The following is a 14,754-nucleotide window of genomic DNA, read 5'->3' on the forward strand; positions in this document are numbered from 1 at the left end:
GCTGCGTGTACGGTCGCGGCATGTCTGAAGTCCGGTTGACCACGCCCTCCTTCCTGGTGCTCGGCATCATCGACAAGCTGGGCGAGGCCAGTCCGTACGACGTGAAGGTGGAGGCGGCCCGTACGGTGGCGCCGTTCTGGTCGGTGCCGCACGCGCAGGTGTACGCGCAGTGCGACCGGCTCCTGGACGCCGGTCTGCTGGCCGAGGTGCGGCGCGAGGGCGGCCGGGGCAGGCGCCTGCTGCGGGTCACGGAGTCGGGCGCGCGGGCCCTGCGGGGGTGGCTGGAGGATCCCGCGTTCGTCCCGGTCGAGGCCCGCGAACGCAGCATCCTCAAGCTCTGGTTCGGCGCGAGTCCGCGGGTCCACGCCCCCGTCCAGGTCACCGAGCACGCCCGCACCCTGGAGGAGTACGAGGGGCTGGCGGACTCGGTGGGCGCGCTGCTCACCCGGGGCCAGCGCGAGGCGCTGGAGTTCGGCATCCGCTACGAGCGGATGATGGTCGACTTCTGGCGCTGGGTGGCGGACCGGGAGCCGAGCGTCGGGCCGGACGGCGGTCTTGAGGCCGGGCCGGAAGCCGGGGTGGAGGCGGAACCGGGGCCGAGAACCGGGGCGGAGCAGTTCTAGGTCGTGCCTGTGAAGTCCCGCGGCTCGCGACGCCTGGCACGCACGCTCGCCGCGTCGTCGGGACCACCCGGGCACGCCCGGTACGAGGGCGGCCCTCCCGCCTGGCGCTCGCACCGGACGCCGCGAGCCCCGCCCCGCGGGCGGACGGCGCTCCTTCCCGGACACGACCTCAGGCGCGGCTCGCCGCTCGTGCCGGACACCCGCCGGCTCCGAAGGACGGGGCCTCAGTCGCAGCTCTCCGCGGCCTCGGCCAGGAGACGGGCGAGAGCGCCGGGCCGCGTGGTCATCGGCCAGTGGCCCGAGTCGAGGTCGACGTAGTCGAGGCGCGCGGCCCGGGCGAGCTCCGGGCTCTCGCCGCCGGCGATCCACTCCTTCGCCTGGGCGGGGGTGAACTCGGGGCACACGAGCAGCACCGGGACGTCGAACCGGCGCTCGTCGGTGAGCCGGACGACCCCCTTGGCCACGGCCTCCGGGACGGGGACGGCGGCGGAGGCGAAGCGCTCGCGGGCGGCCTCGTCCAGGTCCGCGGCGTCCGGTCCCTCGAAGGGGCCCCAGCCGGGGAAGGGCATGAGGCCGTCCTCGATCGCGAAGAAGTCGGCGTAGGCGCTCCCGTCAGGAGCGGGGAAGCCGCCGACGAGGGCGACCTTGGCCACCTTGTCCGGCCGGGCGTCGGCGGCCAGCCAGGCCAGGCTGCTCGCGGCGGAATGCCCCACCACGAGCGGCTTGCCGGGTGCCGCGTCGACGGCGTCGAGCACCGCCGCCAGCTGGTCGTCGAGGGTGGCGGAGCCGTTCCCGTCGCCCTGGCCGGGGAGGCCGACCGGCACGGGACGGTGGCCGAGCGCGGTGAGCTCGGGCACGACGTCGTCCCAGGCGGATCCGTCGAGCCACAGGCCGGCGATGAGCAGGATGTCCACGGGCGTTCCTCCGAACGGTGTGCGGTCGGGCGACCGTCGGAACGCTAGCGGGAGGGTCTGACAACGCCTCGGGCGTCGGCGTCGGCGGCCCTGGCCGCGGCGACGAAGTCCCGGATCAGGGCGTGGTCCTTGACGCCGGGGGCGGACTCGACGCCGCTGGAGACGTCGACGCCCCAGGGACGCGCCCGGTCGATCGCCTCGGCGACGTTGCCGGGGGCGAGGCCGCCGGCGAGGAGCCACGTCCCTTCGGGGCGGGCCGTGTCGAGGAGCGAGAGGTCCCAGCGGGCCCCCGAGCCGGCGCGCGGCGAGTCGAGCAGCAGGACCTCCTCCCCGTAGGCGCCGACGCGGGTGTCGGGGCGCTCCTTGAGGGAGGTGGCCCGCCACAGCCGGGGGAAGACGCGGGCGGCGGCCGTGAAGTCGTCCCGGTCGTAGCGGCCGTGCAGCTGGAGGGCGTCGACGTCCAGCGCGCGGGCGAGCGCGGCGGCGTCCGCCGCGGGCGTGTCGTTGACGACGAGGACGGACAGGACGTGCGCGGGCGTGTGGGCGCGCGCGTGTGCCGCGAGGCGGACGGCGGTGTCCCGGTCGAGGCCGCGGACGCTGGTCCCGCTGATGACGAGCCCGACCGCGTCGGCGCCCGCCTCGGCGGCCACGTCGATGTCGGCGGGCGTGGCGAGCCCGCACACCTTGACGAACACAGTCCCTCCTCCGCTGGTCCCGCCCGATCCTATGCCGCGGCCGCGCCCCGGTCGGCCGCCCGGGGCGCCGCGGGGGCCGCGGCGGGGGCCGCGGCGGCCGGGGAGCGTGGCGGGCCGCCCGGTCCGGGGGCGGGCTCGCGCCCTGGCGTCACGCGCCCTCCGACTCCCCCCGGTACTCCTCCGCGGGCTCGTCCGCGAAGAGGTCGGCGGCGTACGGATGGACGTACCGGTCCGCGCCGAACGGGGTGAACCAGGTGCCGAAGCCGAGCAGCGCGGCGTCGTCGTCGGGGCCCGGGTGCGGCCGGTCGTGGACGTGGACGCGGAAGCGCTCCAGGGCCGCGGCGACGTCCTCGTCCAGCAGGCCGTACAGGTCGAGGGCCACGTGCGCCTGCTCCACCAGGAAGCGCAGGACGAGTTCGTCGGCGAGGCAGCCGAGCCGCCGGAAGCCGCCGTCGGTGAACCGGGTCGTGAGGGCGACGGCGGTCACGAGGAAGCGGCGTGCGAAGCGCTCGTCGTAGTGGTCGGCGTGCCGGGCCGGCAGCCGGTCGAGGTGCCAGAGGTGCCCGTCGCAGGAGGCGACGTCGGTGTCCTCCTCGGCGAGGGCCTGCACGTCGTCGCAGAGTTCGTCGATGAGGACCTCGGCGGCGTGGACGAGGGCGCCGGCCGCGAGTTGGGCGGTGTCGGCGCCCGCGCCGAACACGGCCGGGTCGAAGGACCGCAGGGCCGTGGCCAGGGCCCGGATCTCGGCCTCGGGGTCGGAGGTCTCCTCGACGACGTCGGACAGGGGCTCGTCGCCGTCCGGGCCGTCGGCGCCGGCCGCTCCCCCCGGGCGGGCGGTGTGGCGGGCCCGGCGGGCGGCCGGGTCGCTGGGCGGGGCGTCGGGTCCGTCGGCGGCCTCCAGGCTCTCGCGGGCCCGGTCGGGGTGGAGTCTGACCTCGCTGCTCATCACCACCCACGCGGCCAGTTGGTCCGTCCGGTCGAGGACTTCCTGGGTCACGGCCCCCACCGCGTCCTCGGCGACCTCCAGGGAGGGGGCGGCCACGCTCACGGTGAGCAGGACGCCCCGCGGGTGGTCGGAGACGTCCACGTCGAAGACGTCCACCTCCACCCCGTCGGGCCCTTCGACGCCGGCCACGGAGCCGAAGCCCCGTTCCAGCAGGACGACGGCCCCGACCCGGCCCAGTGCGTCGAGGTCGGGGGCGTCGTCCGGTATGCACGTTTCCACGGTCACGACGTAGGTCACGACGGAAAGCGTGCCAGGAGCGCCGGGGCGGTTCGAGTCGATCGGCGAATCCGGGATGGTGGGACGGCCCACGCGGGGCAGGGGTGGCGGGAACACGCGCTGCCCGGGACTCCCCTCGTCCGCCCGCGGGATCCCGTGCGTCACCAGGGGGTTCGCCGACCGGTGGCCGGCCACGGCGGTCCTCGGCCCGGACGTCTGATCCACGGAGCGATCGGATCGCGTCAAGTCGCCGTCAGGGGTGCGTCACGGCAGTCCCGGGCGGGCCGGAACCGGGCATAGCTTCGGAGACGGCCCCGGTGCGTACGGCCCGGGGCGCCCGTTCCCGGGGAGGAACCACCATGACGCGCACCACCTTGTACGGAGACGATCCCGAGCCTTCTGAACAGGGGCCGGCCGGACGGCTCTGCGTCCCCGTCCGGCCGGTCGCCCACGGCTGCGCCGTCCGCCTCTTCCGTACCCCGGTCGGGGGGCGTACGGCGGTCGCGTTCACCACGCCCGGGCGGCTGCGGGCCGTCCTCGGCGCCGACCAGGCCTGGACGGCGCTCGCCGAACCGGCGCTGCGGGCCCTGGTCGCGCCGCTGGGCGTCGGCCTGCTGACCGTCGACCCCGCGCCGACCGCCGCGCCACCGCGCCCCGCGCGCCCGCGGCCCCTGCTGCTCGCGCCGGCCCGGTGAGGGGGGCCGCCGGAATGACGATCGCACCGCTTCCCCCGGTCTCCGCCGCCGACGACCTGTCCGTCTGGCCCGCCTCGACCGTCGAGGAGCCGCACGGGCGGCTCCTGGTCGGCGGGGTCGCCCTCGACGAGATCGCCCGGAGCCACGGCACCCCCGTCTACGTCCTCGACGAGGACGAGGTCCGCAACCGCTGCCGCACCTACCGCGACGCGTTCCCCGAGGCGGAGGTCCACTACGCCGCCAAGGCCTTCCTGTGCCGCGCCCTCGTCCGCTGGGTCGAGGAGGAGGGGCTCGGCCTGGACGTGTGCTCCGCCGGTGAACTGGAGCTCGCCGTCACCACCGGTTTCCCGCCCGAGCGGATCCTGCTGCACGGCAACGCCAAGTCCCCCGAGGACCTGCGGACCGCGCTGCGTCTGGGCGTGGGCCGGATCGTCATCGACAGTCCCGCGGAGATCGCCCGGACAGCGGCCGCCGTAGGCCCGCACGGGCGGCAGAAGGTGATGCTGCGGGTCACCCCGGGCATCGGCGCGGGCGGTCACGCGAAGATCCGTACGGGCTCCGACAACCAGAAGTTCGGGGTGTCGCTGCGCGACGGACACGCCCAGCACGCGATCGCCCGCATCCTGGGCCAGCCCCGCCTCGAGCTCACCGGGCTGCACTGCCACCTGGGCTCGCAGATCACCGACGTCAAGCCGTACCTGGTCGCGGTGCGCCGGCTCGTCGGTCTGATGGCCCGCACCCGCGACGCGCACGGCGTGACGCTGCCGGAGCTCGACCTCGGCGGCGGCCACGGCATCGCCTACCGGCCCGGCGACCCGGCCCTGGACCTGCCCGCGCTCGCCCGGCGGGTGCGCGCCGAATTGGTCGAGAGCTGCGCGGGAGCGGGACTGCCCGTGCCGCGGCTGCTCATCGAGCCGGGGCGGGCGGTCACGGGTCCGGCCGGCGTCGCGGTCTACCGGGTCCTCGCGGTCAAGGCCGGCCCGGAGCGGGTCTTCGTCGCCGTGGACGGCGGCATGAGCGACAATCCGCGCCCCGCGCTGTACGGGGTGCGGTACGCGCCCCGGCTGGTCGGCCGCCGGTCCGCGGCGGGCCCGGTGCGGGCGACGGTGGTGGGCCGGCACTGCGAGGCGGGCGACCTCCTCGCCGAGGACGTGCCGCTGCCCGGCGACGTGCGCCCGGGCGACCTGCTCGCGCTGCCGGTGGCCGGCGCCTACCACCTGTCGATGGCGTCCTCGTACAACCTGGTGGGCCGGCCTCCGCTGGTCGCCGTCGCGTCGGGTGCGAGCCGGCTGCTGGTGCGCCGGGAGACCCTCGCCGACCTGCGGGTCCGGGACGTCGGGATCTGAGGTCAGGCCGTCAGGACCTCGGCCGTGCCGCCCAGTTCGACGGTGCGGCCGGGGCCCGTGGTGGCCGTGATGGTGGCGGGGCTGCCGAGGGAGTCGCCCATGTCGACGGCGATCCCCGTGATGCCGCGGCCGGCCAGGTGGGCGGCGAGGCAGGCGGTGCTGTTGGCGTTGGCGATGTCCTCGGGGACGCCGATGGACGGGGCGAACATCCGGGCCGCGAGGACACCGTCGGGCGTGGGCGTGGAGTGCACGTACGCGCCGAGCAGTCCGAACCGGTCGCAGGCCGTGCGCAGTTCGTCGAGGTGCGGGGTCAGGGCGGCGAGCGCGGCGCGGTCGGCGACGGGCACGAGGACGCGTTCCCGTCCGACCCCGGCGATCCGCACGTCGGGGCCGGCCTCGACCGGGTCGAGGCCGAGCGCGGTCAGGACGATGACGCGTTCCTCGGCGGTGGGCTCGCGCAGGTCCACCCGGCCCGCGTCGAAGGCCGCGGCGAACCGGTCCCCGGCGCGCCCGGCCCGGCCGGCGAACACCCGCCGCCCGGTGCGCAGCGTGGCCCGGTGGGGCCGGTCGCCGCCCGCGCGGGCCGCGAGCAGGGCGAGGGCGGCGACGGTGCCGTGCCCGCAGGCGGGCAGTTCGCCCGCGGAGGTGAAGAAGCGCAGGGCGGTCAGGTCGCCTTCGCGGCGTACGTACACGGCGTGCGAGGTGCCCCACGCGGCCGGGACCCGACGGCGCCACGCGTCGTCGAGCCGCGCGTCGGGCGTGTCGTCCTCGACCACCACCGCCGTGGGGCTGCCGCCCGCGCCGCCGCGCAGGCAGGCACGGACGACGGTCACGTGCGGGGTGGCTGCGCTCACTTCGCGTCCTCCGGCGTGGCGTACCCGGTGCTCGCGGCCTGTCGGTGGTGCGGGCACCTCCCTGGAGCCGGAAGAGGGGCCGACGGGGCGCTCCGCGAGCAGGAGGGCCATGCGTCGGGCTCCACGCGTGCCGTGCCGGACACGCTACCGCGCGGCCGTCAGCCGGCCAGGGCGGCCAGCACCCCCCTGCCCACGCCCTCGTCGCCGAGGAGGGCGTTGTGGTCGAGGCAGCCGGCGGGCTCGTTGGCGGCGCCGCTCAGCGGGACGCTGTCGTCGGGGTTGATCACCTCGTCGCAGCTGGACCAGAAGGTCGTGTACGCGACCTCGCCCGGGGTCTCGTCCCCCTCGGCGAGCCGCTTCTGGACCCAGCTGCCGGGCGTCATGTCCCGGCAGGCCTGGTCCCACAGGGCGCAGGCCCAGGCGACGCCCGTGCCGTGGTTGGGTCCGCCGAGCGAGATCCAGTGGGCGACGGTGGCGGTGCCGCCGCCGTACTTCACGTACCAGCGGGTGGGCAGGCTGCCGTAGGAGTGGGCCACGATGTCGACCCGGTCGGCCCCGGTGCGCCGCCGGACGTCGTCGACGTAGGCGGCGAAGCGGTCGGCGAGCACCTCGTTGACGGACTGGTGGGTGTCGTAGCCCCAGCGGTGGATCTCGCCGTCGGTGTAGCCGGCGGCCCGGAGGCGGGCGTCGAGGCCGCCCCACACGCCGGGGTCGGCGTTGTAGCCGTGGACGAGGATCACCGGTCGGCGGGGGGCGGCGTTGTCGGCCCGGGCCGGGGCGGCGGGGCCCGCGAGAACGGCGGCGAGGACGGCGAGCAGGGCGAGCAGCGGAGCGGCAGGGCGGCGCATCGGCGGGCCTCCTGGGCTGACGGCGCGACAGTTGACGGAGCGTCAGGTGCATGCGGGCCGTGATGTTACCCGTCGGAAACCCGCCACGACACCCCCGTGGCCAGAACCACACAGGGGGCCCCTGCCGCACATCAGATCGGGCGGGTTAGCATATGAGCACTGTCTAGCTCGAAAGATGCACTGTGACTGTCAACGAGGACTCGTTCACAAACTGGAAGCACCGCGAGGAAATCGCGGAGTCCATGATTCCGATCATCGGGAAGCTGCACCGAGAGCAGGACGTCACCGTCCTCGTTCACAGCCGCTCCCTGGTGAACAAGTCGGTGGTCAGCATTCTCAAGACCCACCGATTCGCCCGCCAGATCGTCGGCGAGGAGCTCTCGGTCACCGAGACCCTGCCGTTCCTGCAGGCGCTGACCACGCTCGACCTGGGTCCGTCCCAGATCGACATCGGCCTCCTGGCCGAGTCGTACCGGACCGACGAGCGCGGCCTGTCGGTGGCGGAGTTCACCGCCGAGGCCGTCGCGGGCGCCACCGGCGCCCACAAGATCGAGCGCCGCGACGGCCGTGACGTCGTCCTCTACGGTTTCGGCCGCATCGGCCGCCTGGTCGCCCGCCTGCTCATCGAGAAGGCCGGCTCCGGCAACGGTCTGCGCCTGCGTGCCATCGTCGTCCGCGGTGGCGGCGACCAGGACCTGGTGAAGCGCGCCTCCCTGCTGCGCCGTGACTCCATCCACGGCCAGTTCCAGGGCACGATCACCGTCGACGAGGCGAACAGCACGATCATCGCCAACGGCAACGCGATCCGCGTGATCTACGCCAACGACCCCTCCGAGGTCGACTACACGGCGTACGGCATCGACAACGCCATCCTCATCGACAACACCGGCAAGTGGCGCGACCGCGAGGGCCTGTCGAAGCACCTGCGTCCGGGCATCGACAAGGTCGTCCTGACCGCCCCGGGCAAGGGCGACGTCCCGAACATCGTGCACGGTGTCAACCACGACACGATCAAGCCGGACGAGCAGATCCTGTCCTGCGCCTCCTGCACCACCAACGCGATCGTCCCGCCGCTCAAGGCCATGGACGACGAGTACGGTGTGCTGCGCGGTCACGTGGAGACCGTCCACTCGTTCACGAACGACCAGAACCTGCTGGACAACTACCACAAGGCCGACCGCCGCGGGCGTTCCGCGCCGCTCAACATGGTCATCACGGAGACGGGTGCCGCCTCCGCCGTGGCCAAGGCGCTGCCCGACCTGAAGGCGCCGATCACCGGCAGCTCGATCCGCGTCCCCGTCCCGGACGTCTCGATCGCGATCCTGAGCCTGCGCCTGGGCCGCGAGACCACGCGCGAGGAGGTCCTCGAGTACCTCCGCGACGTCTCGCTGCACTCGCCGCTGAAGCGCCAGATCGACTTCACCACGGCCCCCGACGCCGTCTCGATGGACTTCGTCGGCTCGCGCCACGCGTCCATCGTCGACGCCGGCGCGACCAAGGTCGACGGCGACAACGCGATCCTGTACCTCTGGTACGACAACGAGTTCGGCTACTCCTGCCAGGTCATCCGGGTCGTCCAGCACGTCTCGGGCGTCGAGTACCCGACCTTCCCGGCCCCCGCGGTCTGATCCGCCGGAGCACGGACGCACACGCCGAACGGCGGTGGGGCACTGCCCCACCGCCGTTCGGCGTTCCGTCCACCGGGACGCTCCGGGAATCGCCGCGCCTCAGGAGGTCGCCGCGGGCCACCGGTGGTGCAGGGCGTCGATGTGGAAGACGTGCGCGTGGGGCCCCACGGCCCCGGCCAGGTGGGGGTGGTCGGCAGGCAGCTCGGGATGGGTGTGGGGCAGCGCCGCCGGGTCCGTACGCGGCCACAGCCGGGCCGCGGCCAGGGCGGCGAGCAGCGCGAGCGCGCCCAGGAGCAGCGCCGGCGGCACCGGCCCCGTACGGGCGACGAGCCATCCGGCCAGCGGGTAGGTGAACAGCCAGCAGGCGTGCGAGAGGGAGAAGCGGGCGGCGAAGGCGGCCGGCAGGTCGGCCGGGTCGGCGGAGCGGCGCAGCACCCGACCGCCGGGGGTGAGCACCGCCGAGGTCGCCGCGCCGGCGAGCAGCCAGGCGCCGAGCAGCCCGGCCCAGGCCGCGGCGCCCTCGCCCACGCCGACCGTGAGCGCGAGCGCGCCGAGGACGCCGGGCAGGGCGAAGGCTCCGGCGAGCATGACGCGCCGCTCGTCCCGCCGGTCGAGGAGCCGCGGCAGCAGCAGCGCGACGCCCATGGAGCCCGCCCCGTACGCGCCGAGGGCGAGCGCGACGTCGCCCGCCGGGCGCTCCAGGGCGGTGCGGACCAGGGTGACGGTGCCGGTCAGGACCAGTGCGCCCGCGGCGGCCACCGCGAGGTCGAGGGCGAGCAGGGCGCGCAGTCGCGGAGTGGCGAGCAGCAGCCGGGCCCCGGTCACCACACGGGAGGCCGGCCGCCCCCCGGGCCCGGCGGCGGGCTCCGGCTCCGGGTGCTTCGGCAGGGCGGTGGAGAGGACGAGCAGGGCCGAGGCGAGGAATCCGGCGCCCGTGCCGGCGAACAGCCACGAGTACGGGACGAGGGCGAGCAGCGCGGCCGCCATGACGGGCGAGACGAGGCTCTCCAGGTCGTAGGCGAGCCGGGAGAGGGACAGCGCCTCGGTGTACGCGCGTTCGCCGGGCAGCACCTCGGGGACGGTGGCCTGGAAGGCGGGGGTGAAGGTGGCGGAGGCGGCCTGGAGCAGCAGGACCAGGGCGTAGACGTGCCACGCCTCGCTGACCACCGGCAGGGCGAGGGCGGCGGCCGCGCGGATCAGGTCGGCTCCGACGAGCAGGGTGCGCCGGGGCAGCCGGGCGGCGAGCGCTCCGGCGAGCGGCGCGACGGCGACGTAGGCGCCCATCTTGAGGGCGAGCGCGGTGCCCAGGACGGCGGAGGCGTCGGCGCCCGCGAGGTCGTGGGCGAGCAGCGCGAGGGCGACGGTCGCGAGGCCCGTGCCGAGGAGGGCGACCACCTGGGCGGTGAACAGGCGGCGGAAGGTGCGGTTGCGCAGCACGGACAGCACGCGTCCACGGTAGCCCCGGAAGGATCTCCGCCGCCCCGGGAACTCGGCCGCGGGCCGCCACGTTCTACAGAGACGTAGAAGCAACCGACCTCTGGAGTGCCGGCACATGGCCCTGTGGGACCGCATCAGGGAGTCCGCATCGACGATGCAGACCCAGCTGACCGCGAAGAAGAACGACCTCAAGAGCGGCGCCTTCCGCGACGCGAGCATGGCGATGTGCGCGCTCGTCGCCGCGGCCGACGGCACCGTCGATCCGTCCGAGCGGCGCCGGGTGGCCCAGCTCATCGCCGGCAACGAGGTGCTGCAGAACTTCGAGGCGACGGACCTGCAGCGCCGCTTCGACGCCAACCTCGACAAGCTGGCCGCCGACTTCGACTTCGGCAGGGTGAGCGTGCTGCAGGAGATCGCCAAGGCGAGGAAGAAGCCGGCGGAGGCCCGCGCGGTCGTCCAGATAGGCATCGTCATCGGCGGCGCCGACGGCGACTTCGACAAGACCGAGCAGGCCGTGGTGCGGGAGGCGTGCTTCGCGCTCGACCTGCCGCCGCACGAGTTCGACCTGTAGCCGGCCCTTACGCCAGTGGTGTGGCCGCGCGCAGGACCTGGTAGAGCGTGACGGCCGAGTTGGCCGAGGAGAGCGCCGACACGGTCGCACCGGCGGCGGCTCCCCACACGGCCATGCCCACGGCGGTGAACACCGGCGGCCAGGCCCGGGCCACGGGTGCCCCGGCGAGCAGCGCGGCGACCCTGCGCGGCACGGGGCCCACCTGGGCGAAGCCGGCGAGCGCGCTCGCCGGGCGGGCGGGGGCGAGCAGGGCCGCCCGGCCGATCGCGCGGGCGACGCTGCGGCGGCTGCCGACGGCGGCGGCCGCCTCCTCGTCGGCCCAGCGTTCGGCGGTGTAGACGACGGCCGTGCGCAGGGGGCGCAGGAAGGGATTGGCCCGTGCGGCGAGCCGCACCGCGAGCAGATGGCGGTGGTGGCGCGCGTGCAGATGCGCCCGCTCGTGGGCGAACAGCGCCCGGCGCTCGGCGGGGCCGAGCGCCGCGAGCATGCCGGTGCTGACCACCACCCGGTCGCGCCGTCGGCGCCGCCCCGGCAGGGCGTAGGCGTACGGGACGGGGTCGGGCAGCACCGCCACCGGCCGGCCCGGCAGCCCGGCGAGCGCCCGCTCGGCCCGGCGCCGCACCCGCCGGTGCCGGCCGAGGGCGTGCAGGCAGGCGCCGGCCACGGCGACGAGCGCCGGGATCGCGACGCGCCCGGCGATCTCGTCGTACGGCAGGGCTGCCCGGACCTCGGGGTCGGACCAGCCGTCGGGCAGCGGGTTCCCCGGGAGCTGGGCGGTGCCGACGACCATGAGCAGCGCGAGGCAGAGGGTGCTGCAGACCGCGAGGACCACGGCGAAGCCGGTGAGCAGCCGGGTCGCGGTGCGCGGGTGCAGCCGGTGCTCGGCGAGCCGCGCGACCGGCCAGGCGCTGAGCGGGAGCAGCAGCGGAAGGAAGACGAAGACCCCCATGGACGCTAGTGCCCGCCCTCCGCGGCCCCGTTCCCTCCGTCTTCGCGCTCCTCCGCGAGGAGTTCACGCAGCAGGCGTTCCTCGGTCGGCGAGAGGGCGGTGACGAAGCTGGCGAGGACCGCCTCGCGGTCGCTCTCGGCGTCGAGGACCCTGCGCATCCGCAGGGCGGCGAGCCCGGCCTCGTCCGCGACCCCCGTCCACACGAAGGAACGGCCGGCGCGCTCGCGGGCGACGGCACCCTTGCCGTGCAGGCGGGTGAGGATGGTGATCACGGTGGTGTAGGCGAGATCGCCGCCGAGACGTTCCTGCACCCAGGCGACGGGGACCGGGCCCGGGGCGTCCTTGAGCACGGCGAGCACCTGGGCCTCCAGCTCTCCCTGGCCGCGCCTGCGCCCCGCCCTGCCGCTGTCCGTCACGCCTCTTCGCCCTTCCCGCCCGCCGGTTCGCCGGTCCGTCTTTCCGCCGGTCCGCGGCCCCCCATCGTACTGAGCCGGGGGCGGGGACCGCCGTGCGCCGCGGTCGTCCGGCGCGCGTCGCCGACCGTGCTCCGCCGCCACCCGGACGCCGAGGAACCGGCGCGCTCGGCGCCGGTGGTCCGCTCCTGCTGCCGGGAGGGGCGGTGACGGCGTCCGGTGCCGACCTGACATAAAGCGGGAAACGTTCGGTGAGGTGTCGGCGGACGGCCACGGACTCGGCGAGGGACGACGTCTTCGGTGGCGAGCGAGATGTCGCGACAGCGCCGCAGCCGTTCGGTGAAGGCGAGTCGCCCCGCGGCCCTCCCCCACGAACGCGCCGACGCGGTGGTGCGGTCCGCCGCGGAAGGCCGGCGGCTCGGGCCGGGCCGGACGGCCCGGCGTTCCGCCCGCTTCTCGTCCCGGTGGAATGCACCGGGGAGCCGCGTATCGCGCAGGAGCTGACCGGCTCCAGGGGGCGTCCGGCCCCCTCAGCAGGACCAAGGTCCCCCGCTCGTCCCGCTGTTGCCGGTCGGGGACTGCGATGTAATGCGGTGACGGCGGGACGGTGATGTCCGGCCCGCCGTCCGCGACGGTACGGACGACGGCGGCACCAGCGGCAAGGAGCCCAGCGGATGCTCAGCGTGAAACCCCTCGACGGATCCTTCGGCGTCGAGGTCTTCGACTCCGGACTCGGCACCCCGGAGGCGGAGGAACGGGCGACGGAACTCGTCGAGGCCCTGCACAGACACCAGTTACTGGTCTTCTCCGGCGTGGACCTGTCGCCGGCGGCGCAGGTGCGGGTCACCGGGCTGTTCGGCACGCCGACGCCGCCCTGGGACCCGACCGGTGCCCACCCCGACAGCCCGTACGTCGAGGAGATGCGCGAGGCACCGCAGGGGGCGCCCCGGCGGCCGGCCGAGCACTGGCACAGCGACGCCTCCTTCCGGGCCGAGCCCACCGACGCCACCCTGCTGTACGGCGTGACGGTGCCGCCCGAGGGCGGCCGCACCCACTTCAACGACCTGCGGGTGCCGCTGACCACGCTGTCGCCCCGGCTGCGGGAACGGATCGCCCCGCTGCGCGCGGTCCACGACTTCGGGCGGAACCACGACACCCTGCGGCGGGCCGCCAGGCGGGTCAGCGACGAGGAGGCCCTGGCCGAGCTGGCGGCCTTCCCCCCGGCCTCGCATCCGCTGGTGCGCCCGCACCCGGTCACCGGCGAGGAGGCCCTGTACCTCAACGAGATGTGCCTGGACCGGATCGAGGGCCTCGCCGCGGACGAGAGCCGCGCCCTCCTCGACGAGCTGTACGCCCACACCCTGCGCGCCGAGTGGCAGTACGCGCACGTGTGGCGACCGGGCGACCTGCTCGTCTGGGACAACCCGTCACTGATGCACCGTGCCGAGCCCGTGCCGGCGGGCCGTCGCCGCCTGGTCCGCCGGACCACCGTGCGCTACTCCGGACGGACGGACCGAGCCGACCCCGGGACCCCGGCCCGGGATCGCTCCGAGCGGCCGGGCCGGGGCACCGGGTTCCACTCCTCCGGCAGCTCCGCCCCGCACACCGCGCACCCGTAGTGCTCGTCCCGCACGAGGTTGAGCTCCGCGCACGCGGGGGCCGGGCAGCGCCGGAAGACCGCCGCGTAGGTGAAGGCCCCGGGGTGGCCCAGCCCGAGCGCGTCCAGGGCGGCGGCGACCGAGGGCCAGCACTCCGGGTCGGGGGCGTAGCCGGTGGAGAGGTTGCTCACCTCCACCGCCGCCCAGGCGCCGTCCGGGCCGACCGCCCAGGTGATCTCCCCGGCGGCCCGGACGCTCCCGCCGCCGGCGGCGGCGCAGTGCTCGCTGCGCCGGGGCGCGAGCCGCAGCAGGCCCTCGGCGTCGACGACGTACGTGAAGGGCTCGGTGAGGTCCGCCGGTGACTGCGCGGCGGCCCAGGCGGTGAAGTCCGGGGCGGTGCGGACGACCGGGGCGCCCGGGTGGTCCCGGCCGACGGCCCGCCGGATCTCCGGCGGGCCGACGTAGCCGTAGCGACGGGGTCCGGCCGTGGCGACGCACAGGTTCGGGCGGAGGCCGGTCACACCGGGGCCCTGGAGCCAGACCCGTACCGCGTGCGGCGGGTCGATGAAGTCCAGGTGGCTCCTCAGTGGCCGGTCGAGGCGCACGACGGTCAGGCGTCCGTCGTCGAGGGAGTCCCCGGGGCGCACCACTCCGCCCGTGCAGCGCGCGACCCAGCGTGTCCAGCCCGGCGCGTTCTCCTCCACCTCGTGGAGCTGGAGCAGGCCGGGCTCGTCCGCGTTCCCCCTGTGGTCCATGTCGGCACCCTAGCTACTGGCGTCATGGCACTGAGTGTGTTTTGCTGAGGGTACTCAGTGCCAAAAGTGCCACAAGCATTGCTAGGGGAGCCCCAGACCATGGCCAAGGACTTCGACCTGTATCGCCCGTCGGAGGAGCACGAGATGCTCCGCGAGACGGTCCGTGCGCTGGCGGAGGCGAAGATCACGCCGTTCGCCGCGGCGGT

Annotated in this window: 14 protein-coding genes; 6 read left to right on the forward strand and 8 right to left on the reverse strand. The window is 75.2% G+C overall.

Features of this window, described 5'->3' with window-relative positions; all coding sequences use genetic code 11:
* Positions 1-20: 20 nt before the first annotated feature.
* Positions 21-623: a PadR family transcriptional regulator gene (locus tag AB0M16_RS17280; protein ID WP_365343592.1), complete on the forward strand. Its 603-nt coding sequence runs from the start codon at positions 21-23 to the stop codon at positions 621-623.
* Between the two features lie 224 nt (positions 624-847).
* Here the strand turns inward: AB0M16_RS17280 and AB0M16_RS17285 are convergent, their stop codons facing one another.
* The 3 genes from AB0M16_RS17285 to AB0M16_RS17295 all read right to left on the reverse strand — a co-directional run bounded on the left by AB0M16_RS17285 (position 848) and on the right by AB0M16_RS17295 (position 3,475).
* A complete protein-coding gene (locus AB0M16_RS17285) occupies positions 848-1,537 on the reverse strand; it encodes an alpha/beta hydrolase (RefSeq protein ID WP_365343594.1) in 690 nt (229 codons plus the stop codon).
* A 44-nt stretch (positions 1,538-1,581) separates the two neighbouring features.
* Positions 1,582-2,232: a phosphoribosylanthranilate isomerase gene (locus tag AB0M16_RS17290; RefSeq protein WP_365343596.1), complete on the reverse strand. Its 651-nt coding sequence runs from the start codon at positions 2,230-2,232 to the stop codon at positions 1,582-1,584.
* A 148-nt stretch (positions 2,233-2,380) separates the two neighbouring features.
* Positions 2,381-3,475: a hypothetical protein gene (locus tag AB0M16_RS17295; protein ID WP_365343598.1), complete on the reverse strand. Its 1,095-nt coding sequence runs from the start codon at positions 3,473-3,475 to the stop codon at positions 2,381-2,383.
* Between the two features lie 338 nt (positions 3,476-3,813).
* On the opposite strand from AB0M16_RS17295, the gene AB0M16_RS17300 reads away from it, so the two are divergent.
* Both AB0M16_RS17300 and lysA read left to right on the forward strand, forming a co-directional pair.
* Positions 3,814-4,149 carry an SAV_915 family protein gene (locus tag AB0M16_RS17300; protein WP_365343600.1) on the forward strand — a complete coding sequence of 112 codons (336 nt, stop codon included), beginning with the start codon at positions 3,814-3,816 and terminating at the stop codon, positions 4,147-4,149.
* 14 nt (positions 4,150-4,163) lie between these two features.
* A complete protein-coding gene (gene lysA, locus AB0M16_RS17305) occupies positions 4,164-5,495 on the forward strand; it encodes a diaminopimelate decarboxylase (protein WP_365343602.1) in 1,332 nt (443 codons plus the stop codon).
* A gap of 2 nt (positions 5,496-5,497) precedes the next feature.
* Here lysA and AB0M16_RS17310 read toward each other — a convergent pair whose 3' ends face one another.
* Both AB0M16_RS17310 and AB0M16_RS17315 read right to left on the reverse strand, forming a co-directional pair.
* The gene (locus AB0M16_RS17310; protein ID WP_365343604.1) at positions 5,498-6,349 is read right to left on the reverse strand and encodes a PhzF family phenazine biosynthesis protein; all 852 of its coding nucleotides are present in this window, start codon (positions 6,347-6,349) and stop codon (positions 5,498-5,500) included.
* A 158-nt stretch (positions 6,350-6,507) separates the two neighbouring features.
* Positions 6,508-7,197 carry a triacylglycerol lipase gene (locus AB0M16_RS17315; RefSeq protein ID WP_365343606.1) on the reverse strand — a complete coding sequence of 230 codons (690 nt, stop codon included), beginning with the start codon at positions 7,195-7,197 and terminating at the stop codon, positions 6,508-6,510.
* Positions 7,198-7,379: 182 nt separating this feature from the next.
* Here AB0M16_RS17315 and AB0M16_RS17320 point away from each other — a divergent pair, with 182 nt between their 5' ends.
* Positions 7,380-8,825: a glyceraldehyde-3-phosphate dehydrogenase gene (locus tag AB0M16_RS17320; RefSeq protein WP_365343608.1), complete on the forward strand. Its 1,446-nt coding sequence runs from the start codon at positions 7,380-7,382 to the stop codon at positions 8,823-8,825.
* Between the two features lie 99 nt (positions 8,826-8,924).
* On the opposite strand, the gene AB0M16_RS17325 is transcribed toward AB0M16_RS17320, so the two are convergent.
* Positions 8,925-10,271, reverse strand: a complete 1,347-nt coding sequence (locus tag AB0M16_RS17325) for an MFS transporter (RefSeq protein ID WP_365343610.1) — start codon at positions 10,269-10,271, stop codon at positions 8,925-8,927.
* A 106-nt stretch (positions 10,272-10,377) separates the two neighbouring features.
* Between AB0M16_RS17325 and AB0M16_RS17330 the strand changes: the two genes are divergently transcribed.
* Entirely contained in the window at positions 10,378-10,833 is a 456-nt protein-coding gene (locus tag AB0M16_RS17330) for a TerB family tellurite resistance protein (RefSeq protein WP_365343612.1), read from the forward strand.
* 7 nt (positions 10,834-10,840) lie between these two features.
* Here the strand turns inward: AB0M16_RS17330 and AB0M16_RS17335 are convergent, their stop codons facing one another.
* Both AB0M16_RS17335 and AB0M16_RS17340 read right to left on the reverse strand, forming a co-directional pair.
* Positions 10,841-11,782, reverse strand: a complete 942-nt coding sequence (locus AB0M16_RS17335; RefSeq protein ID WP_365343614.1) for a M48 family metalloprotease — start codon at positions 11,780-11,782, stop codon at positions 10,841-10,843.
* Positions 11,783-11,787: 5 nt separating this feature from the next.
* Positions 11,788-12,198, reverse strand: coding sequence for a BlaI/MecI/CopY family transcriptional regulator (locus tag AB0M16_RS17340; RefSeq protein WP_365343616.1), 411 nt, complete (start codon positions 12,196-12,198; stop codon positions 11,788-11,790).
* Positions 12,199-12,869: 671 nt separating this feature from the next.
* On the opposite strand from AB0M16_RS17340, the gene AB0M16_RS17345 reads away from it, so the two are divergent.
* A complete protein-coding gene (locus AB0M16_RS17345; protein WP_365343618.1) occupies positions 12,870-13,814 on the forward strand; it encodes a TauD/TfdA family dioxygenase in 945 nt (314 codons plus the stop codon).
* The last annotated feature ends 940 nt before the right edge of the window (positions 13,815-14,754 follow it).

Source organism: Streptomyces sp. NPDC051921 (genome assembly GCF_040680975.1).
Lineage (GTDB): Bacteria > Actinomycetota > Actinomycetes > Streptomycetales > Streptomycetaceae > Streptomyces.

Coding starts and splice junctions, on each gene's coding strand:
- AB0M16_RS17280 (WP_365343592.1), top strand. CDS start 21: ATGTCTGAAGTCCGGTTGACCACGCCCTCCTTCCTGGTGCTCGGCATC.
- AB0M16_RS17300 (WP_365343600.1), top strand. CDS start 3,814: ATGACGCGCACCACCTTGTACGGAGACGATCCCGAGCCTTCTGAACAG.
- lysA (WP_365343602.1), top strand. CDS start 4,164: ATGACGATCGCACCGCTTCCCCCGGTCTCCGCCGCCGACGACCTGTCC.
- AB0M16_RS17315 (WP_365343606.1), bottom strand. CDS start 7,197: ATGCGCCGCCCTGCCGCTCCGCTGCTCGCCCTGCTCGCCGTCCTCGCC.
- AB0M16_RS17330 (WP_365343612.1), top strand. CDS start 10,378: ATGGCCCTGTGGGACCGCATCAGGGAGTCCGCATCGACGATGCAGACC.
- AB0M16_RS17335 (WP_365343614.1), bottom strand. CDS start 11,782: ATGGGGGTCTTCGTCTTCCTTCCGCTGCTGCTCCCGCTCAGCGCCTGG.
- AB0M16_RS17345 (WP_365343618.1), top strand. CDS start 12,870: ATGCTCAGCGTGAAACCCCTCGACGGATCCTTCGGCGTCGAGGTCTTC.